Source organism: Bacillus sp. ISL-75 (genome assembly GCF_018613095.1).
Genome location: NZ_JAGGQX010000019.1, coordinates 83,338 through 103,208, shown reverse-complemented (window position 1 = coordinate 103,208; position 19,871 = coordinate 83,338). Strand labels below are relative to the sequence as shown.

General features: G+C 39.0%; 21 protein-coding genes and 1 riboswitch. Of the genes, 2 read left to right on the top strand and 19 right to left on the bottom strand.

The genetic code is table 11. The features are described 5' to 3' along the window. Nucleotides 1-211: 211 nt before the first annotated feature. From J7E63_RS08740 to J7E63_RS08710, 7 genes are all read right to left on the bottom strand, one after another. Nucleotides 212-625 carry a group I intron-associated PD-(D/E)XK endonuclease gene (locus tag J7E63_RS08740; protein ID WP_215011132.1) on the bottom strand — a complete coding sequence of 138 codons (414 nt, stop codon included), beginning with the start codon at nucleotides 623-625 and terminating at the stop codon, nucleotides 212-214. A gap of 605 nt (nucleotides 626-1,230) precedes the next feature. Then, the gene (locus J7E63_RS08735; protein WP_215011130.1) at nucleotides 1,231-1,746 is read right to left on the bottom strand and encodes a metallophosphoesterase family protein; all 516 of its coding nucleotides are present in this window, start codon (nucleotides 1,744-1,746) and stop codon (nucleotides 1,231-1,233) included. Then, entirely contained in the window at nucleotides 1,746-2,354 is a 609-nt protein-coding gene (locus J7E63_RS08730) for an XTP/dITP diphosphatase (protein ID WP_214731816.1), read from the bottom strand. Before J7E63_RS08730 ends, J7E63_RS08735 begins: the two co-directional genes overlap by 1 nt. 13 nt (nucleotides 2,355-2,367) lie before the next feature. Then, nucleotides 2,368-3,123 (bottom strand): ribonuclease PH, encoded by a 756-nt coding sequence (gene rph / locus J7E63_RS08725; protein WP_215011128.1) that lies wholly within the window; start codon nucleotides 3,121-3,123, stop codon nucleotides 2,368-2,370. 133 nt (nucleotides 3,124-3,256) lie between these two features. After that, a complete protein-coding gene (locus tag J7E63_RS08720; RefSeq protein WP_215011126.1) occupies nucleotides 3,257-4,309 on the bottom strand; it encodes a GerMN domain-containing protein in 1,053 nt (350 codons plus the stop codon). A gap of 235 nt (nucleotides 4,310-4,544) precedes the next feature. Beyond that, nucleotides 4,545-5,339: a glutamate racemase gene (racE, locus tag J7E63_RS08715; RefSeq protein ID WP_251033436.1), complete on the bottom strand. Its 795-nt coding sequence runs from the start codon at nucleotides 5,337-5,339 to the stop codon at nucleotides 4,545-4,547. Between the two features lie 14 nt (nucleotides 5,340-5,353). Then, complete coding sequence (locus tag J7E63_RS08710) at nucleotides 5,354-5,803, bottom strand: MarR family winged helix-turn-helix transcriptional regulator (protein WP_215000924.1); 450 nt, start codon at nucleotides 5,801-5,803, stop codon at nucleotides 5,354-5,356. 208 nt (nucleotides 5,804-6,011) lie between these two features. Between J7E63_RS08710 and J7E63_RS08705 the strand changes: the two genes are divergently transcribed. Beyond that, the gene (locus J7E63_RS08705) at nucleotides 6,012-6,314 is read left to right on the top strand and encodes a HesB/YadR/YfhF family protein (protein ID WP_215011124.1); all 303 of its coding nucleotides are present in this window, start codon (nucleotides 6,012-6,014) and stop codon (nucleotides 6,312-6,314) included. Nucleotides 6,315-6,392: 78 nt separating this feature from the next. Here the strand turns inward: J7E63_RS08705 and J7E63_RS08700 are convergent, their stop codons facing one another. The 7 genes from J7E63_RS08700 to J7E63_RS08670 form a co-directional block, all read right to left on the bottom strand. After that, nucleotides 6,393-7,538 carry an ATP-binding protein gene (locus J7E63_RS08700; RefSeq protein ID WP_215011122.1) on the bottom strand — a complete coding sequence of 382 codons (1,146 nt, stop codon included), beginning with the start codon at nucleotides 7,536-7,538 and terminating at the stop codon, nucleotides 6,393-6,395. A 105-nt stretch (nucleotides 7,539-7,643) separates the two neighbouring features. Continuing rightward, on the bottom strand, nucleotides 7,644-8,354 hold the full coding sequence (locus J7E63_RS08695) for a Na-translocating system protein MpsC family protein (RefSeq protein ID WP_215011302.1): 711 nt from the start codon (nucleotides 8,352-8,354) through the stop codon (nucleotides 7,644-7,646). 510 nt (nucleotides 8,355-8,864) lie between these two features. After that, nucleotides 8,865-9,089, bottom strand: a complete 225-nt coding sequence (gene gerE / locus J7E63_RS08690) for a spore germination transcription factor GerE (RefSeq protein ID WP_026563391.1) — start codon at nucleotides 9,087-9,089, stop codon at nucleotides 8,865-8,867. A 141-nt stretch (nucleotides 9,090-9,230) separates the two neighbouring features. Beyond that, nucleotides 9,231-9,812: a class D sortase gene (locus J7E63_RS08685; protein ID WP_215011120.1), complete on the bottom strand. Its 582-nt coding sequence runs from the start codon at nucleotides 9,810-9,812 to the stop codon at nucleotides 9,231-9,233. Between the two features lie 174 nt (nucleotides 9,813-9,986). Next, the gene (gene sdhB, locus J7E63_RS08680) at nucleotides 9,987-10,748 is read right to left on the bottom strand and encodes a succinate dehydrogenase iron-sulfur subunit (protein ID WP_215011119.1); all 762 of its coding nucleotides are present in this window, start codon (nucleotides 10,746-10,748) and stop codon (nucleotides 9,987-9,989) included. 15 nt (nucleotides 10,749-10,763) lie between these two features. Then, on the bottom strand, nucleotides 10,764-12,512 hold the full coding sequence (gene sdhA, locus J7E63_RS08675) for a succinate dehydrogenase flavoprotein subunit (RefSeq protein ID WP_215011117.1): 1,749 nt from the start codon (nucleotides 12,510-12,512) through the stop codon (nucleotides 10,764-10,766). A 57-nt stretch (nucleotides 12,513-12,569) separates the two neighbouring features. Beyond that, nucleotides 12,570-13,178, bottom strand: a complete 609-nt coding sequence (locus J7E63_RS08670; protein ID WP_215011115.1) for a succinate dehydrogenase cytochrome b558 subunit — start codon at nucleotides 13,176-13,178, stop codon at nucleotides 12,570-12,572. A 442-nt stretch (nucleotides 13,179-13,620) separates the two neighbouring features. Here J7E63_RS08670 and J7E63_RS08665 point away from each other — a divergent pair, with 442 nt between their 5' ends. Beyond that, nucleotides 13,621-14,064: a YslB family protein gene (locus tag J7E63_RS08665; RefSeq protein WP_215011113.1), complete on the top strand. Its 444-nt coding sequence runs from the start codon at nucleotides 13,621-13,623 to the stop codon at nucleotides 14,062-14,064. 49 nt (nucleotides 14,065-14,113) lie between these two features. On the opposite strand, the gene J7E63_RS08660 is transcribed toward J7E63_RS08665, so the two are convergent. The 5 genes from J7E63_RS08660 to J7E63_RS08640 all read right to left on the bottom strand — a co-directional run bounded on the left by J7E63_RS08660 (nucleotide 14,114) and on the right by J7E63_RS08640 (nucleotide 19,868). Next, nucleotides 14,114-15,331 carry an aspartate kinase gene (locus J7E63_RS08660; protein WP_215011111.1) on the bottom strand — a complete coding sequence of 406 codons (1,218 nt, stop codon included), beginning with the start codon at nucleotides 15,329-15,331 and terminating at the stop codon, nucleotides 14,114-14,116. 114 nt (nucleotides 15,332-15,445) lie between these two features. After that, nucleotides 15,446-15,623: riboswitch (Lysine riboswitch) on the bottom strand. A 69-nt stretch (nucleotides 15,624-15,692) separates the two neighbouring features. Beyond that, nucleotides 15,693-17,465 carry an excinuclease ABC subunit UvrC gene (gene uvrC, locus J7E63_RS08655; RefSeq protein ID WP_215011109.1) on the bottom strand — a complete coding sequence of 591 codons (1,773 nt, stop codon included), beginning with the start codon at nucleotides 17,463-17,465 and terminating at the stop codon, nucleotides 15,693-15,695. Between the two features lie 142 nt (nucleotides 17,466-17,607). Then, nucleotides 17,608-17,922, bottom strand: a complete 315-nt coding sequence (gene trxA / locus J7E63_RS08650) for a thioredoxin (RefSeq protein ID WP_088089186.1) — start codon at nucleotides 17,920-17,922, stop codon at nucleotides 17,608-17,610. A gap of 156 nt (nucleotides 17,923-18,078) precedes the next feature. Then, nucleotides 18,079-19,056 carry an electron transfer flavoprotein subunit alpha/FixB family protein gene (locus J7E63_RS08645; protein WP_168245265.1) on the bottom strand — a complete coding sequence of 326 codons (978 nt, stop codon included), beginning with the start codon at nucleotides 19,054-19,056 and terminating at the stop codon, nucleotides 18,079-18,081. Between the two features lie 38 nt (nucleotides 19,057-19,094). After that, nucleotides 19,095-19,868, bottom strand: coding sequence for an electron transfer flavoprotein subunit beta/FixA family protein (locus J7E63_RS08640; protein ID WP_168245266.1), 774 nt, complete (start codon nucleotides 19,866-19,868; stop codon nucleotides 19,095-19,097). Nucleotides 19,869-19,871: the final 3 nt, after the last annotated feature.

Below are 19,871 nucleotides of genomic sequence, written 5' to 3'. Positions count from 1 at the left end.
CGTTCTATGTGACCGTATTGCCACTGCAGCCAGGGTTTCGGTCACTTAAAGGCGTTCTATGTGACCGTATTGCCGCTGAAGCCAGGGTTTCGGTCACTTAAAGGCGTTCTATGTGACCGTATAGCCATTACAGCCATGGTTTCGGTCACTTAAAGAGGTTCTATGTGACCTTAATGGTGGTGAACCTAGGTTAATGCAACTCGTGTAGTCTTTACGGAACCTCACGATAATCTTTAGCAAATTTAACATTTAGCATTTGGTTATTCTTTGGTATTTTCACTCTCAAGCTAATCGAATTATGGAAGGATTTTGGATCAAAGTAATAACATTCATCTGTTTGAGGACAGTAAAGGCAGTATACATCGATTTCATCTTTGTCTACATATTTGGTCATTACACCATTGCTAGTACTATAGGATGAACTAAATCTAACTTCTAAAATCCCTTTTTTATTTAAATTTCTATATTTAACCTGCACTCTTTTAAAATTCTGATCTTTATAAACAACTAAATCAAATGGAGCATGCTCTGTTTGTGGAAGTAAAATCATATACCCCTTTTCATAAAGGTCAACCTGAGCCTTTAAAACACCTAAGTCCCCTTTACTCTTAGTATGATGTTTCATCTGATTACCACCCTTCTTCAATTTTTAGAAAATTGTTTGGCAAATAAAATTATTTGGATTGTAAGCAAGTATCAATAAACAGAAAAAAACTCACTTATAAAAGTGAGTTTTTTTCTCTAGTATGTAGTATAGCGTCCCAGGAGAGATTCGAACTCCCGACCCACGCCTTAGCTTACCACTATGACTTTCGTCACCAAACAAATGCTGTTTGTGGTCTGGACTATATCTTCACCATTTCAGGTGCGACACGTGTAGTCTCTACGGAACCTCACGATAATCAAAAAGATTATTTTTTAAAATCCTTACCACTGACAGTTGTCAGTCATTCAAGATTTCTCTTCCTTATGAAAGGCGTAAGTTTCCTCGGTATTACCATCAGCATAATCTGTTAAGGCTTCACCGATATAGTGTCGTCCACTTTATAGGTTCTTGTTTCCCTATAAAGGCTCCTATTTTCTTGAAGGGCGTTGCTCTATCCAGCTGAGCTACTGGGACATATAAGTTGTTTAAGACAAGATTTATTATATTACCGTAATATCAAAAAGTCAACAGACTTTCGATTATTTTTTTAAAAAAATAAAAGGGAGAGGAACTCTCCCTCTTATTTATCGAAGGGCAAATTCACGGGCAAGCTCTGGAATTTCTCGTCCATCCGCTTCAAACACTGACATTTTAACTTTCTCATCCTGTAAATCAAGAATAACATAGGTTTTTTCTAAGCGTTCCCTTGGCAAGCGAATGCTGCCTGGATTTAAAAATAAGGTACCATCAATCACTTCCGCACCAAGGACATGCGAGTGGCCAAAACAGACGATATCGGCGTTTACTTCCTGTGCTTTATATTTAATATTCATCAAAGAAGATTTTACTGAATAAAGATGCCCATGAGTAATGAAGAATTTCTTCCCCGCCGCCTCAGCCATCATCTCCAACGGATATACGCTGCCGAAATCACAATTTCCCCTTACCGTTATATAACCAGATATCGCTTGATCATCAGGCATCAATTCCGAATCGCCACAATGAATCATTAAATCAACATCTTCAGAATGCCTTTCTCTTAAAACATTGAGTTCTTTCGTCAACCCATGGCTATCACTAACCACTAAAACCTTACTCATTACTTCTCCGCTCTTTCTAAAATAGAATCCAAGACCACATCGAGCTTCTTCAATGCATTCGCACGGTGGCTGATTTTATTTTTTTCATCTGATGATAATTCGGCCATGGCTAGACTTTTCTCAGGCACATAAAAAACAGGATCATAGCCAAATCCATTGGTACCTCTTTGTTCTTCAAGAATACGACCTTCACAGGTGCCTGACACCGTTATGGTTTCTTGACCTGGAACGGCGACAGCTAAAGCACAGTAGAATCGTGCGGATCGCTTTTCATCTGGAAGTCCTTTTAATTCTGACAGGACTTTATCTGTATTGTTTTGGTCATTTTTTGGTTCCCCAGCATAGCGTGCTGAATAGATTCCTGGTCTTCCTTCAAGCGCATCCACCATCAAGCCAGAATCGTCGCCAATCACCATTTTCCCAAGTGCTTGGGAGACAGCCTCCGCCTTCAAGATCGCATTTTCTTCAAACGTCGAGCCCGTTTCGTCTACGTCGGGTATTTCAGGAAAATCAAGCAAGGTTCGGACTTCGATCCCTCTTGACGCAAAGATATGCTCAAATTCCCTCGCCTTTCCGGGATTTTTCGTCGCAATAATAACTTCTTTCATTCACAGTCGCCCCTTATTTTTGTCTTCGTGATTCTATTTTTCGGGTAATCTCTTCACCGAGTACCGCTTTTTGTTGTTCAAATAGTTCCATAAGCCCAGTTTGAGCAGCACTAAGCAGACCTTGAAGCTGCTCGTAGGAGAATGTTGATTCCTCGCCCGTTCCCTGCAGTTCAACAAATTCGCCATTTCCAGTCATGACTACATTCATATCGACCTGTGCCTTATAATCCTCTGCATAATTTAAGTCAAGAACAGTTTGGTTATTTTGTAAAATCCCCACACTTGTTGCTGCTAAATAATCCGTAATCGGAAACCTTGCAAACGACTTTTTCTCTGCTAAAGAATTTAAAGCGAGGGTCATCGCCACAAATGCACCGGTGATCGAGGCTGTTCGTGTCCCACCATCCGCTTGGATCACGTCACAATCGATCCAAACGGTTTTTTCACCTAACGCCCCTAAATCGACAACTGCTCTAAGGGCACGCCCGATTAACCGTTGAATTTCCATTGTCCGGCCAGAGACCTTCCCTTTTGACGATTCGCGAATGTTTCTTGTTTCTGTCGCCCTTGGCAGCATCGAATACTCGGCAGTAATCCAGCCTTTGCCTTCCCCTCTCATAAAATGAGGAACTCTCTCTTCAATACTTGCAGCACAAATTACTTTCGTATTACCAACAGAAATAAGGACAGAACCTTCAGGGTGCATTAAATAATTTGGTTCAATATGTATGGGCCTTAGTTGGAGCGGCTCTCTTCCATCAACACGCACAAATACTACCTCCTTCAACTTTGTAAAGCATTTTTAAATTGGTACATGAATTTTACTTATACCAAATAAAGAAGAGGCGGGCTTAAAGCCAACCTCTTTCTTGGTCACTATATAGTATAACAAATAATTTTTTTTAAAAACTACCTGTATTGACTTTTTCTGGTCGAGTTACTGGTTCAGTTAATTTTTTGCCATTGTCATTTTTGATGTCTGCCTTGCCATTTACTTGAACAGCCACTTTTTCAACACCCTCTTGTTCCGTTAAGGAAAGCACGAGTGCATCTAGTAAATGTTGTGAAATTTCCTTTTCTTCAAAGCTGCCAAAAATATTCTCATTAAAGTTCAAGGTTACTTGTCCGTCCTCGTACTTTGGCGCCTCTAGGAGTTTAACATCTGACATAAATTCAGATACGAGTGGTGATTTCCCACTAGGTCCTTTTATTAATTCATTGACGACTGCAACATAGGGATCTTTCTCAGTGTTGCTAACCCGGCGCGTCACAGGTACATAATAGTAGGAGCCTTCTTCACCGCCAATATAATAGACAGTTACTGGTTTGGTATTGGTGATATCAGTTACATCCGCTGTATCATAGTTGATACCGGTGGCTCTTGAGAGGTTTTCACTTATTGGTGTTCCATTAACAGGCATTTCCGTTAAATCATGACCGTTCATTTTTAGCTTAACGGTTTTAACATTATCAAACTGAGTCAGCGTCCAAGTGACCGATTGGAGGATCTTCATCTCATCTTCAGCTTGGTAATTCTTAAACTCTTTTGAAAAATTAACCGTGGCGACGCCATCTTTATCAATATTCACAGACAGATCCGTGTCCTCTGGGAGGATTGCTCGAAAATCATTTGGTAGTTGATCTGTAACAGGTCCATTCACCACTAAATATTCAAGGGCCTGTTTAGCAACTGATGTTGTTTTCGGTAGGTCCAAAGTTTGCGGTACAACATAGCCATCTTTATCAACCAGATAAAGCTCCGTTTTGACTGTGTTTTCTTGCTTAGCCGTTTCTTTAGCCGTCGGTTCCTTACTTGTTGTTTTTTCTGCAATCGTCGTACTCTTTGGTGGATCAATTTTCTTTTGTGTTTCCGACCCTAATAATCCACAACCTGAGAGTAGAACTGTTGAAGTAAGCACAGTCGACATAAGGATCTTGGCTTTATTTTTAGACATAACTATTTCCCCCTAAGACAGTTTGTACTAACATGTATACGAGCCTAGAGAGAAATTAGACCGACTTAAACAAGAAAAATAGAACAATATTTTAAAAAATAATATAAATAGTAAAAATAGTAACAATGTTAAAAATGGTGTCAGGCACCACGCGTGTACAAATGTCCACGAGTTATGGACATTATCGTTTTTTCAGCAAAATAAAAAAGAGCCTCTTATTTAAAGAAGGCTCAACTTATAGCTTGATCTTTTGCACATTGTTAATTGGATTCCCCAGCCATTGTGAGGCGATTTTTGAAAATATCCGCCTTGAACCGGTTGTGTAAAATTCATGCTCTGGTTCTTCTTCACACGAATCTAGTAACCCATTATATTGGAGGATTGCACTTATTTCTCGAGCGGTCTCATCACCAGAGCTAATTACGCTTACAGACTCACCCATAACATTTTTTATGACGGGCTCAAGCAATGGGTAATGGGTGCAGCCTAAAATAAGGGTATCCAGGTTCTGATTCTGCATCGGCTTTAAGGCCTCGTCGACAATTCTTTCCGCAATCGGCCCACCAAATTCATTACTCTCAACAAGAGGGACAAATTTTGGACAAGCATGTGCTTTGACAAAAAGCCGGCTATTTAATGATTTCAAGGCTCTTTCATATGCACCACTTTTTACAGTACCCTCTGTGCCGATAATTCCTACACGGTAGTTTTTTGTTTTTTTGATTGCCGCCCGTGCTCCTGGATTAATTACTCCTAAAACTGGGATGGACAATTCCTTACGAATCTCGTCTAGTGCCGCTGCTGTTGCCGTATTGCAGGCAATAACGAGCATCTTAATCTTCTTTTCTAATAAAAAAGAGGTCATTTCCCATGTGAACCTCTTTACTTCCTTTGTTGTTCTCGGCCCATATGGGCAACGTGCGGTATCCCCCAAATAGATGATTTTCTCATTTGGAAGCTGTCTGATTACCTCTTTGGCAACAGTTAATCCGCCAACGCCGGAATCAATAACACCAATTGCTTGTTTCAAACTTATCGCCTCTTTTAACGCATTTCCTGATGCAATTTCGTTAAGCTTTTTTGAAGAAGTTGAATTTCTTCAGATGAGAAATCGACCAACACTTCTTCTAAATAAACTTGACGCTTTTTAATCACTTCATCAATGATTCGCTTGCCCTCTTCAAGTAGATGAATTCTGACAACACGACGATCGTTTGGATTTTTTACCCGTTCTACAAGTAAATTTTTCTCCATTCGATCAACAAGATCTGTCGTCGTACTGCATGCCAAATACATCTTATTAGAGAGCTCCCCGATTGTCATATCACCATCTTCAAAGAGCCATTGCAATGCAATGAATTGCGGTGGAGTAATCGTATAATTACTTAGCATTTCTCTTCCTTTTTGCTTGATGATCCCAGAGATGTAGCGTAAATCCTTCTCTATATTGGCAACAATGTCACCATTTGCTTCTTGTGAATTTTCGTGTTTCATCTCATAACACTCCTATAAAAAGCTTCTCTTCTCCTCAAGACCATATCTATTTAAACATATTGTTCAAAAATTAAATATCTAAATACTTACCTTATTTTCTACTTTTTTCGCTAAAAATTCAAGTTGAAACTATTAGAAATATTAGTTTGAGACACTTTGGAGTATAATAAAATAGAAATTAGAATAATCAACCAAAGGTGAGAAAAGAATGGAAATTGTAATCAGCAAGACAGCACTAAAGTGGTTTAAAGACGAAGTAGAGTTAAAAACAGGAGATAAGGTGAAGTTTTATCCAAAGGTTTATGGAAACAGCCCTGTGCAAGAAGGTTTCTCGCTCGGCTTCACAGTAGATAACGAGCCAATCGATATGATAACTAAATTCGAATCAGAGGGCATGTGGTTTTATGTTGAAGAAAGGGACTTGTGGTTTTTTAATGGACATGATTTACAGGTAAATTACAATGAAAAAACAGATGAATTAGAATATAGTTATACCAAGTCACCGGTATAATAGACTACTCAACAAAAATAGGAAGGTTGTTCTCAGCCCTCCTATTTTAGTCTTTATTAAAACTCCTGCCTATTTTATTTACCATTTTTTCGAAAAACCTCTCCACCTCTGTTTAGACCTTTCAATCTTATCTCCATTAATTGGCAGTATCACTTCGATTAGCGTTCCTTTTCCATCGCTCCAAAAATGAACGGTCCCATGGTGATTTTCAACAATTTGTTTGGAATTCATAATTCCTAATCCAGTGCCACTCTCTTTTGTTGTAAAAAATGGTTCCCCGACTCGTTTTAATACATGTTGCGGCATTCCACTTCCTGTATCCTTAATAAGCATCTTTACTTGATTAAAACCGTGCTTCTTCAGCTCAATAGTGATCACCCCTCCATTCGGCATCGCTTCAATCGCATTTTTTAAAAAATTTATAACCACTTGTTTTAGTTGATTTTTATCGCCGTTGATGATTAAATTTCCACAATCATTAACAAATTCAATCTGCACATTATTCATAATTGCCTGGGTATCAATCAGTGTTTTCACATCTTCAATCAATGCCTGTAAAAGCACAGGCTCAAACTTTAGATCTTGTGGTTTTGCGAGTATCAATAACTCACTGAGAATGAGTTCTATTCTATCAATTTCCGATTGGATAATATCAAAGTAAGATTTATGGTCATTTAGCTTTGTTTCTATTAATTGAAGAAACCCTTTAATCGCAGTGAGTGGATTTCGTACTTCATGTGCAATCCCTGCTGCCAATTGGCCAGCTACATTTAATTTCTCAGCATTTAGTAATAGTTCTAGTGTTTTTTTTCGATCAGTTATATCCCTAATAATTATATGTCTTGCAGGTTTATTTTGAAATATAGTCGGAATTCCTTTTACTTCCGCCTCAAACACAGTGCCATCCAACCTGATCAATTTATATTCAAAAAAGTCTGTTGCATCCCCACGGGTAACTATTTCCACCCGTTCTTTAATACGCCCATGATAATCAGGATGGATGAGATCGACTATTTTCTTTTGTTGAATTTCTTCTTTGTTTGATGCTCCAAATAACCTTGCACCCGTTTCATTTATAAAAAGAATGTCATCTTCACAGGCAATGATTACGGCGTCAGGTGAATTGTCAACTAAATCCCGATAGGATTCTTCACGTTTTTCTAATTCTTCTTCTATATTCGTTTTAATTGATCCATTATAAGCTGCTTTTATTGAACTGCCCATCTCTATTTATCTATTCCTTCCCCCATAAAATAAAAGCCAAGATAGGAGTCATCCCATCTTGGCTTATGTCTAGCTCAATTTAAATTGTCTAGTTCACTTCCGCCTTTATGCTGTTGGTGATAATATTAGTACGATTACACTTTTATCGCGATAAAAATCCCAATCCACAAATATATCATTCACTTTCGTTTGTAGAATCGATTCAAAATTACCACTATTATGTAATAATCGCTTCTCTAGATTCCGTTTAGCAATCCTTAATATCTCAAAGTTCCCTAAACGAATTAACTCCTTCTCAATTGGCACAAGAATACCATTTCGAATAACTACCAGCGTTCTTTCATTTAATAAATAGGAAACAACCTCTTCAGGCGTTTTTTCCGCTTGAAGGCTTATTCTATTAATTTCTTGGTGAAGGGATCCTTGACCATGATAATTACAGGTTTTTTCATTATTAATTTCGATTTCGGACGAGGTAGAGCCAATACAAACAAATAATCCACTTTTATTATGTAAACCCCAATCATAATAAAACTCATTAACTTCCATACTTGTCAGAATTTTAATATAGGCTTTAAACTCAGGGATTAATTTTTGCATCAACAAATCTCTTGTTGTTTGGATCATTGCTTCTTGTTGCTGCCCTAACAAAACACTTTCAGAAGGCGAAATAAAGTTCCGTAAATAAACAGTCAGTATCGTGTGATTATAGGAAACATAAACAGATTCGGGACCTTTCCCGAAGTTTTCACGGAGTGTTCTCCCAATATAACCCGCCAGTTCTGTTTGCACTTGTTTGTATTCCAAGAATAACATCCTTTTATGAGATAAAAGCATTATTTCTTTTATCCTAGGTTTATTTTAAATGTCTATAACTAGAATATCAATTTATTTATGAAGATTTATTCGTAATTTATGTGAAAAATTTACTTTTAGATGACAAAGACAAATTTATTCGGGATTTATTATTGCACACTCTTTGATTAACTCGAATAAAATTATTTCCTAGATTAACAATAATCTTAGTGTTACTTTTTAACACGAAACTTCAATGTGGAGGGATATACTTTGAATATTCTCTTTAGCTTATTCTCAACCTTAATTATTATGGGTATTAGAGCAGCATTCTTATTTAGTAAAACGACCACTCGGTTAAAAGCGTTGTTAAGAATGCCCGTTTTCGCCTAAGTATTGAGAAGTGTTCAAGTATCGTGGTCCGCATTGTTGTCGAAAAGGGGTAAGCATAGCAATATGCTTGCCTTTCTTATCTGGTTTTCTTATGTATCCAAAATTAAACCGGCCTCCCCAAAAGGATGCCGGTCATAATTAAAGTTCTAGCTCTCCCATTCGAAGGAGCTCTACAACTGCTTGTGAACGCCCCTTTACACCAAGCTTTTGCATGGCATTTGAAATGTGATTCCGAACCGTTTTTTCGCTTATAAATAATTCACCAGCGATTTCTTTCGTTGTTTTGTCTTGTACTAATAACTCGAATACTTCTCTTTCTCGTTTGGTGAGTAACGGCTTGTGATTATAAACATTCTCCTTCAAGTACTGTAACCCTCCTTGCCTTCGCCAGTATGAACACGGGGTGGGTATATATTTAGTCAAAATATCTTATGTGAACAGTACGAATGTAGTGACTATATTTACAAACAGATGATTCTTTTTATAAAAAAAAACTCCTAGCGATTAGGAGTTTTTGGGCTTTGCATAAATAATGTATCGTTTTGGGGCATTTCCTATATAACTAAACGGATAACAGGTTGTTAAGATTAATTCCTCTTTATTATGCTGGAGCGAAATAATGCTCGTATCATTAGATTTAACAATTTTTGTACCAATTATTTCATAAGTATAGGATCCATACGGCATTTCCAGTTTCAGTGAATCGCCAATCTCAAGTTCGCCTAATTTACGAAAAACGGTGTCTCGATGTCCGGAAAGAACAATTTGTCCTTGATCGCCTGGGTAATAGGCTCCTTTATAATGGCCGACACCTTTTTCGAGATCATCGGGGTCGGTTCCTTCGATGATTGCTAACTCTGCTTTAATTTTTGGAATGGCTAAAAGACCGACTGTCTCCCCCATTTCTGGCGGCTTGCTGTTTACATCCCTCTTTTTAGGGGCATTCTCAGGCTGATCTGCAATTAGTTCCTTAGCCTGCTTGAGTGAAGCATGTGTTTGCGTTTTCACATCTATAAATTGCCAAAGCCCAATACCTACTAAAATTAATCCTGTAAGAATAATTAACAGCGGAAATTTAGATTTCACCTGTATGTACCTTCCTTTTTCAACGAACTAACGTTATTAATAAGAGTATAACAAATCACTACTGAAAGAACCATTGCAATTATTACCCTTATTCGACAAAAAACCTCCTTTTCGATGATAGAAAAGAAGGTTTTTTGAATCACATTTTAATTAAACGAAAAGTCTTCCGCCATTCTATGCGTGGTCGCTTCCAAAGAAGCTTCTGAAGGCTTGAATGGTTGTATCACGATTTAATGCAGCAATCGAGGTAGTCAACGGAATACCTTTCGGACAAGATTGAACACAGTTCTGTGAATTACCACAGTTTGCAAGTCCGCCGTCGCCCATAATCGCTTCAAGTCTTTCTGCTTTATTCATTGCACCAGTTGGATGGGCATTGAAAAGACGAACCTGAGAAAGCGGCTGTGCCCCAATAAAGTTTGATTTGCTGTTTACGTTCGGGCATGCCTCAAGGCAAACACCACATGTCATACATTTAGAAAGCTCATAAGCCCATTGACGCTTTGTCTCAGGCATACGTGGTCCTGGGCCCAAATCATAGGTACCATCGATTGGGATCCATGCTTTCACTTTCTTTAAGGCATCAAACATTCTACTCCGGTCAACCTGCAAGTCACGAACGACAGGGAAAGTTTTCATCGGAGCTAATCGAATCGGCTGCTCCAATTGGTCGACAAGTGCTGAACAGGCTTGACGAGGCTTCCCGTTGATGACCATTGAACATGCACCGCATACTTCTTCAAGACAGTTCATATCCCAGGTAACTGGGCTAGAGTCTTGTCCTTTTGCGTTTAATGGGTTCTTACGGATTTCCATTAACGCCGAGATGACATTCATATTCGGACGGTAAGGAACCTCAAATTCCTCCTGGTAAGGAGTAGTATTTTCGTTATCCTGACGTGAAATAATAAATTTAACCATTTTAGTTTCAGACATTCTTCCTACTCCCCCTTAACTTTTTGCGTAATTTCGTTCGCGTGGCTTGATCAATGAAACATCAACATCTTCATAATGGAAAGCCGGTGCTGATGAACTGTCAACAAATTTCGCCATTGTTGTTTTTAAGAATTCCTCATCATTACGTGTAGGGAAGTCAGGCTTATAATGAGCACCACGGCTCTCATTCCGGTTGTATGCACCAATTGTAATAACACGAGCCAATTGCAGCATGTTTTGAAGTTGACGAGTAAAGGCTGCCCCTTGGTTGCTCCATTTGGATGTATCATTAATATTGATGTTTTGGTAACGTTCTAGAAGTTCCTGAATTTTCTCATCTGTCTTTAATAGCCTGTCGTTATGACGAACAACGGTTACATTATCTGTCATCCATTCCCCAAGCTCTTTATGAAGAACATAAGCATTTTCATTTCCATTTAGGGACATAATTGAATTCCACTTATCTTCTTGTTCTTTAACATGTCGGTCAAATACGGTAGAAGAAACTGCATCGGAACTCTTCTCCAAGCCTTTGATATATTTAACTACGTTTGGTCCTACAACCATTCCGCCATAAATGGCTGAAAGCAAGGAATTGGCACCTAAACGGTTCGCACCATGCTGAGAATAATCACATTCACCCGCTGCAAATAGACCAGGGATGCTTGTCATTTGGTCATAATCAACCCAAAGTCCACCCATTGAATAGTGAACAGCAGGGAAGATTTTCATTGGAACTTTACGAGGATCATCACCCATGAATTTTTCATAAATTTCAATAATCCCGCCAAGTTTAATATCTAACTCATGTGGATCCTTATGAGAAAGATCGAGGTATACCATGTTTTCGCCATTTACTCCGAGTTTTTGATTAACACAAACGTCAAAAATTTCGCGAGTGGCGATATCACGTGGTACCAGGTTTCCGTAAGCAGGATATTTCTCCTCTAAGAAATACCATGGTTTCCCATCTTTATATGTCCAGATACGGCCGCCTTCACCACGAGCCGATTCACTCATGAGGCGAAGCTTATCGTCACCAGGAATGGCCGTTGGATGGATTTGGATCATTTCACCGTTAGCGTAATAAGCACCTTGCTGATACACAATCGATGCTGCTGAACCTGTATTAATAACTGAGTTTGTAGATTTTCCAAAGATAATACCAGGGCCGCCGGTTGCCATGATGACGGCATCCCCTGAGAATGACTTAATTTCCATTGTTTTTAAATTTTGAGCCACAATTCCACGGCACACACCATCGTCATCAACGACAGCACCCAGGAATTCCCAGCCTTCGTATTTCGTAACCAGACCAGCTACTTCTTCGCGACGAACTTGTTCGTCTAAAGCATAAAGCAACTGTTGACCAGTTGTTGCGCCTGCAAATGCTGTCCGGTGATATTGTGTTCCCCCGAAACGGCGGAAGTCCAATAGTCCTTCTGGTGTACGGTTAAACATAACGCCCATACGGTCCATTAAGTGAATTATACCTGGTGCGGCATCACACATCGCCTTTACTGGCGGCTGGTTAGCCAAGAAGTCTCCACCATAAACGGTATCATCAAAGTGAATCCATGTTGAATCGCCTTCACCTTTGGTATTTACAGCTCCATTAATACCACCCTGGGCACAAACCGAGTGAGAGCGTTTAACTGGAACAAGAGAAAACAACTCTACAGGTGTTCCTGTTTCTGCAACCTTAATCGTTGCCATTAAGCCAGCTAAACCGCCGCCGACAATAATTACCTTACCTTTACTCATTCGTGACTCACTCCCTTAATCCAAAATCCAATATTTTTCCGATCAATCATTAATTTGTTATACAAAAGCTAATAAAGTCGTTACTCCAACATAGGATAGTGCTAAGAAAATAACGATTGTCACGTATGTAGAAATAACTTGAGAACGTGGAGATACCGTGATGCCCCAGCTAACAAAGAATGACCACAATCCGTTTGCAAAGTGGAAAATTGCTGAAATAATCCCAATGACATAAAACGCAAACATAAACGGTGAGGAAAGAATATCTTCCATCATTTGAAAGTTAACTTCATTTCCAAACGCCGCTGCTACCCGTGTTTCCCATACATGCCATGTGATAAAAATAAGTGTAATCACACCAGACACACGTTGAAGCATAAACATCCAATTTCTAAAGAATCCATACTGGCTTGCATTGTTTTTGGCTGTAAAAGCAATATACAGCCCGTAGATTGCATGGAATAAAATTGGTAAATAAATAATTACAGTTTCTAACACATAGCGAAAAGGAAGATTTCCCATAAAATTCGCAGCTTTGTTGAAGGATTCTACCCCAACTGTCGCGTAGTGGTTCACAATCAGATGCTGGATGACAAAGATCCCGATTGGAATAACCCCTAGCAACGAATGCAATCTCCGATAAACAAACTCTCGATTACCTGCCATAAACTTACCCCCCTATAATGTTTAAAAAAAAATGATGTTCAGTTTCTAGCATTTAAATTCCCTTATATGAAACCTAGCATCAGTGTGACAATAATGTGACATGTCCATTTTACTCCCATCATGTTAGAGCGTCAAGAAAACGGATACACAATTCTATCATAAATAATAAAATTTTTAAAATATATTGAAATTATAATAGATTGGTTATTTCCACCAATAATTTGGATTTAAATTAAAAATAAATAGATAATTACAATTTATTACCAAGATATAACGGTTGTTATTTTTACCATATCGGGAATTATAATTATCATGGAAAACAAGGCAAGATATTGCAAAATAACAAAAAAACTACTGTAAATTGATTCGTTTTATCTAGAAAAACTGTACTGACACCTAACAAAAAGCGTATATAATAGAATGATAGAAAGAGGGGAAGCTTGTGAACGATAGTACAGTTGTTGTTGAGACTATAGATACCGATGAACCAAAATCCATATCTCTTTTTGGGTATGAATTAATCAGAGAAATTCTTTTACCTGAGATTTTAGGAAAAGATACACCTGAAATTTTATATTGGGCCGGAAAACGCCTCGCACGTAAATTTCCACTAACTGATATTGCTCAGATTATGGAGTTTTTCGCCAAAGCCTCTTGGGGCCAACTTGAAATTACAAAAGAAAATAAAACTGAGATTCAATTTGAACTAATGAGTCCAGTTATTGTCCCGCGTGTGAAATCAAAAGCTGAGCACTTTTTCCAACTCGAAGCCGGCTTCCTTGCCCAACAAATGGAACTTCAAAAAGAAGCCAATGCAGAAACCTTTGAACATCCTGTAAAGAAATCAAATAAAGTCCTTTTCACTGTTAAATGGGAAAAGAACTAAACGTGGGAATAGGGTGTCAGGCACCGCTTCGGTGCCTGACACCCTTTTTTTATTTGTTTGCCAGTTCGAAGGCTTCGTGTAAGGCTTCTACTGCTTTTAACATATTTTTTTCTTCTACTACTGCTGATACTTTGATTTCGGATGTGCTGACCATTTTAATTTGAATGTTGTTTACAGCGAGTACCTCAAACATTTTTGCTGCTACTCCGGGATTGGAAATCATACCTGAGCCCACAATTGACACCTTCGCTAATTTATTTTCCGCATCAATCTGCTCATAAGCAAGCACTGCTTTATTGTCTTCTAATACCTTTAATGTTTCTAATAAATCATTAGTATGGATAGAGAAAGACAAATTAGCCGTATCGCCCTCTGTAGTACTTTGAATAATAATGTCAACATTCAGGTGATTTTCCGCTAGTGTTGAAAAGATGGTAGATAGACTTGTTAATGAATTCGCCAATCCTAATACTGTTACTTTTGTTATTTCGTCTTCAAATGCGACACCGCGAACTACTAAGTTTTGTTCCATTGCTGCTTCCTCCTCAATAACTGTTCCTTCTACTCTCTCCATGCTCGAGCGAACCTCAAGACGAACCTGATAGTTTTTAGCAAATTCTACTGCTCTTGGATGGAGCACGCCAGCACCTAAATTAGCTAACTCTAGCATTTCATCGTACGATACTGATAATAATTTGCGAGCATTCTTGATATATCTTGGATCCGTGGTGAAAACCCCAGTAACATCGGTATAAATATCGCATTTATCTGCCTTTAAGGCTGCCGCTAATGCCACAGCTGTCGTGTCAGAACCACCACGACCGAGCGTCGTAATTGCGCCTTCTTCCGTGATTCCTTGGAATCCTGCCACAATGACAACTTTACCCGCTGCGAGTTCCGTTTCAATTGCAGACGTTTTAATATTCGAAATGCGGGCATTTCCATGGACAGGTTCTGTGATGATTCCTGCCTGCCAGCCTGTAAAGGAAACGGCGTCAAGCCCTTGCTGATTTAAAGCCATTGACAATAACGCAATAGTCACCTGTTCTCCTGTTGATAACAGCATGTCCATTTCCCGCTTATTTGGCTGTGCGGAAATTTCTTTTGCTAATCCGACAAGTGTATCCGTTGATTTTCCCATTGCAGAAACAACAACGACTACATTATTGCCACGGTCTGTCTCCTCTTTTACACAGGATGCAACATTTAGTATTCTTTCTACATTCGCAACGGAGGTGCCTCCGAATTTTTGTACAATAATCCCCATGTTTGTTTCTCCTTCTTTCAAGTGAATACCTTATTTATCCCCCAAAAAACAAAAAAAGCAATGAGAAGGGCATCTCATTGCTTTAGAACACGAAAAAATATTCTCGCACCTACAATGTAAGATAGCTCTCCAAGACATTCGTCCTGACAATCCGGCATTTATTCAATACAGGACCAGCAAAGAAAGAAATGAGACTTTCTTTACTTCGGCGAACATTCCCTTTCATGATCCGTCTTAGAAGCTCATCCTTCTCAGAACCATTACTCTTGAAGCTCGCACCTCTACCTTCACTTAATACGTAAAAGTGATAGTAAATTAAATTTTCACTTATTATAGCATGTTCTATTTTTTCTTACAATCACTAGGATTGAAGTTTTTTAATTAATTCTTCGGCTACGTTCATAGGAATTCCGATATTTGTAAATTCCTCCATACTAGCCTCTTTCATTTTTTTCACAGAGCCAAATTGTTTTAGCAATAGCTTTTTCCGTTTCTCACCGATTCCTGGAATATCGTCGAGCAAGGATTGAAAAGCACTTTTTCCACGAAGCTGACGATGAAACGTAATGGCAAAGCGATGGACCTCATCTTGAATTCTTTGCAGTAAATAAAACTCCTGGCTGTTTCGGCCTAATGGAACAATTCCCAAAGGATTGCCGTACAGCAATTGGGAAGTTTTGTGTTTGTCATCTTTGACGAGTCCCGAGAGTGGAATATCCAGTCCTAACTCATTTTCCAACACATCTCTTACGGCTTCAACATGGCCTTTACCACCATCGATGATGATTAAATCAGGGAGGGGAAGTTCTTCTTTTAAGGCGCGTGAATACCTTCTTCTTGTCACTTCACGCATGGATTCATAATCATCAGGTCCTTGAACGGTTTTGATCTTATATTTCCGGTATTCCCGATGATTTGCCTTTCCATCAATGAAAACGACCATGGCTGATACTGGGTCTGTCCCTTGGATGTTGGAGTTATCAAATGCTTCAATCCGGTGCGGCGTATAAATTCCGAGTAATTCCCCCAAGTTCTCGACAGCCTTAATGGTGCGGTCTTCATCCTTCTCGATCAAGGAAAACTTTTCATTTAAGGCTATTTTTGCATTTTTGATTGCCAATTTGACAATATCCTTTTTCTGCCCCCGTTGTGGCTGGAGCACTTTTACTTCAAGTAGTTGTTCCGCCAGACTCAAATCGACTTCATCTTGAATCAGGATTTCCTTCGGCTTGAAGTGATTAGCTTTCGAATAAAATTGACCGAGGAAAGTTAGTATTTCTTCCTCAGGCTCATTATAGAAGGGGAACATGGAGACGTCCCTCTCAATTAGTTTCCCTTGGCGGACAAAAAAGACCTGCACACACATCCAGCCTTTATCGACTGCATAACCAAAAACATCACGATCCGTAAAATCGTTCATGGTAATTTTCTGTTTTTCCATGATGGTTTCGATATGAATGATTTTATCACGGAACTCTTTCGCTCTTTCAAAGTCCAACTCTTCAGCAGCTGCTGACATTTTTGCCTGAAGCTCTTTTTTTATTTCCTTATAACCGCCATTCAAAAAGCGGGTAATTTCATCCGTCATTTGTTTATACTGTTGTTCCTGAATTTCATTGACACACGGTGCCAGGCACTGCCCTAGATGGTAGTACAAGCAGACCCGGTCAGGCAGGGTTGAGCATTTCCGCAGCGGATAAATTCGGTCAAGAAGCTTTTTGGTTTCATTGGCAGCCGTCGCATTTGGGTAAGGACCAAAGTATTTACCTTTGTCCTTTTTTACTTTTCTTGTAATGATGAGTTTCGGATGCTTTTCAGCTGTCAGCTTAATAAATGGATAGGTTTTATCATCCTTCAGCATGATATTGTATTTCGGATCGTATTTTTTTATTAGGTTGAGTTCAAGTAGAAGTGCTTCAATATTTGAAGAGGTTACAATATATTCAAAGTCCTCAATCTCATTGACTAGTCTAAGCGTCTTTCCATCGTGTGACCCAGTGAAATAAGAACGTACGCGATTCTTTAATACTTTTGCCTTCCCCACATAAATAATCGTACCCTGACGGTCTTTCATTAAGTAGCAGCCAGGTTGATCCGGCAGCAGCGTCAGTTTTTGCTTGATTATTTCATTCATTCCGGCCACTCCACTCCCGTCTATATATATAGTATCTGTTAAAATTTTAAAGGAAAAGGCTTATAAATGAAAGTGGTAGTCATTTGCAAAAAAGAAAAACCTTAGCTGGATTGTTCCCAGCTAAGGTTTTGTCTTTCTATACTTACACGTGTTTTTCTAATACACTTGCTAATGCATCTTTTGGTTGGAAGCCGACTACTTTGTCTACCACTTCGCCATTTTTCATTACTAATAATGTTGGAATGCTCATAACACCGAAATTTGCTGCAGTTTGCGGGTTATCATCCACATCAAGTTTAGTGATTTTAACTTTTTCGCCCATTTCTAAGTCAAGTTCTTCAAGAACTGGAGCTATCATTTTACAAGGTCCGCACCATGGTGCCCAAAAATCTACGAGAACAAGGCCTGAACCTGTTTCAGCAGAAAAGTTTTGATCTGTTAAGTGTGAAATTGCCATTTATATTGCCCTCCTAATGATTACTGAATTACTTACCGAAAGTATAACATCGTTTGGAAAATCAAGCTAATAAATTGCTTCATCTTAATTTTCCCCCGATTTACTTCATAATATCCTTAAATAAAGCGAGCGGAACCACTTCCGCTCGCCTTTATATTATGAGTGCACTTTCAGTTTTTTAAACTCTTCAGTTAGTAATGGAACCACTTCAAACAAGTCGCCTACGATTCCGTAATCAGCTACTTTGAAGATATTAGCCTCTGGATCTTTGTTAATGGCTACAATTACTTTTGAGTTAGACATGCCGGCTAAGTGCTGAATTGCTCCAGAAATACCACAAGCAATGTAAAGGTCTGGTGTGACTACCTTGCCAGTTTGACCAATTTGTAAAGAGTAATCGCAATAGTCGGCATCACAGGCACCACGTGAAGCGCCTACCGCTCCGCCAAGGACATTCGCAAGTTCTTTAAGCGGTTCAAAACCATCCGCACTCTTAACCCCGCGTCCTCCTGAGATAACCACTTTTGCTTCACTTAGGTCCACACCTTCGCTTGCTTTTCTAACGACTTCTTTAATAATGGCACGTAGGTCTTTGATGACTACAGAAAGGGTAGAAACCTCGCCGCTTCTGCTTTCATCTTTTTCCAATGGCGCAATATTATTTGGACGGACCGTTGCAAAAATTAAGCCATCCGTTACAATTTTCTTTTCAAATGCTTTCCCAGAATAGATGGGTCTTGTGAACACAACATTTCCACCTGCAACCTCAACAGCAGTTGCATCTGAAATTAAACCTGATGCTAATTTTCCAGCAATTCTTGGAGATAGGTCTTTGCCAAGTGAGGTATGACCTAACACTAACCCTTCTGGTTTTTCTTGGTCAAGCACTGCTAAAAGCGCCTGAGCGTATCCATCTGAAGTATATAGATTTAATTTTTCATCTTCAACAACTACTACGCGGTCGGCACCGTTGTGGATCAACTCCATACCTAAAGCGCTTACAGAAGCACCTACTAAAACACCAACCACTTCTCCGCCCTCAGCAACCGTTTTTGCTGCTGCAATCGCTTCGAAAGAAACATTACGTAATGAACCGTCACGAACTTCTCCTAATACTAAAACTTTTCTTGACATTCCATATACCTCCTGAAAACATATTTGTAAAAAATCAATTAAATTACTTTTGCTTCGGTATGAAGTAGCTGAACAAGTTCTTTTACTTGATCATTCAAATCGCCGGCTAATACTCTGCCTGCTTCTTTTTTAGGCGGCAAATAAATTTCGATTGTTTTTGTTTTTGCTTCCACATCGTCTTCTTCAAGATCAAGGTCGTCTAATTCTAATTCCTCAAGCGGCTTTTTCTTTGCCTTCATGATCCCAGGCAATGAAGGATAGCGCGGCTCATTTAGACCTTGTTGTGCAGTTACTAATAGAGGAAGGCTCGTTTCTATAACTTCAGAATCGCCTTCAACATCTCTGGTAACGGTTACATTTGTACCGTCGATTTCTAATTTTGTGATTGTTGTTACGTAAGGGATGTTAAGTAGTTCCGCGACACGTGGTCCGACCTGACCTGTACCACCGTCAATCGCCACATTTCCGCCAATGATTAAATCAGCATCTTTATCCTTTAAATATTCAGCAAGGATTTTTGCTGTAGTAAATTGATCCCCATTTTCCACATCATCTTCTGTATTAATAAGGACAGCTTTGTCAGCGCCCATCGCAAGTGCTGTACGTAATTGCTTTTCAGACTCTTCCGTACCAACAGTAATGACAGTTACTTCTCCGCCCTTAGCATCGCGAACTTGGATGGCTTCTTCAATCGCATATTCGTCATAAGGATTGATAATAAATTCAGCACCGTCCTCATTGATTTTTCCGCCGCTAATCGTAATTTTTTCTTCAGTATCAAAGGTTCTTTTCAGTAATACATAAATATTCATGGT

Coding starts and splice junctions, on each gene's coding strand:
- uvrC (WP_215011109.1), bottom strand. CDS start 17,465: ATGAATGAAATAATCAAGCAAAAACTGACGCTGCTGCCGGATCAACCT.
- sdhB (WP_215011119.1), bottom strand. CDS start 10,748: ATGTCTGAAACTAAAATGGTTAAATTTATTATTTCACGTCAGGATAAC.
- J7E63_RS08645 (WP_168245265.1), bottom strand. CDS start 19,056: ATGTCAAGAAAAGTTTTAGTATTAGGAGAAGTTCGTGACGGTTCATTA.
- J7E63_RS08695 (WP_215011302.1), bottom strand. CDS start 8,354: ATGTTATTCTTGGAATACAAACAAGTGCAAACAGAACTGGCGGGTTAT.
- sdhA (WP_215011117.1), bottom strand. CDS start 12,512: ATGAGTAAAGGTAAGGTAATTATTGTCGGCGGCGGTTTAGCTGGCTTA.
- J7E63_RS08740 (WP_215011132.1), bottom strand. CDS start 625: ATGAAACATCATACTAAGAGTAAAGGGGACTTAGGTGTTTTAAAGGCT.
- J7E63_RS08640 (WP_168245266.1), bottom strand. CDS start 19,868: ATGAATATTTATGTATTACTGAAAAGAACCTTTGATACTGAAGAAAAA.
- J7E63_RS08700 (WP_215011122.1), bottom strand. CDS start 7,538: ATGGGCAGTTCAATAAAAGCAGCTTATAATGGATCAATTAAAACGAAT.
- J7E63_RS08720 (WP_215011126.1), bottom strand. CDS start 4,309: ATGTCTAAAAATAAAGCCAAGATCCTTATGTCGACTGTGCTTACTTCA.
- J7E63_RS08660 (WP_215011111.1), bottom strand. CDS start 15,331: ATGGGGATTATTGTACAAAAATTCGGAGGCACCTCCGTTGCGAATGTA.
- trxA (WP_088089186.1), bottom strand. CDS start 17,922: ATGGCAATTTCACACTTAACAGATCAAAACTTTTCTGCTGAAACAGGT.
- J7E63_RS08730 (WP_214731816.1), bottom strand. CDS start 2,354: ATGAAAGAAGTTATTATTGCGACGAAAAATCCCGGAAAGGCGAGGGAA.
- J7E63_RS08705 (WP_215011124.1), top strand. CDS start 6,012: ATGGAAATTGTAATCAGCAAGACAGCACTAAAGTGGTTTAAAGACGAA.
- J7E63_RS08670 (WP_215011115.1), bottom strand. CDS start 13,178: ATGGCAGGTAATCGAGAGTTTGTTTATCGGAGATTGCATTCGTTGCTA.
- J7E63_RS08735 (WP_215011130.1), bottom strand. CDS start 1,746: ATGAGTAAGGTTTTAGTGGTTAGTGATAGCCATGGGTTGACGAAAGAA.
- J7E63_RS08710 (WP_215000924.1), bottom strand. CDS start 5,803: ATGAAACACGAAAATTCACAAGAAGCAAATGGTGACATTGTTGCCAAT.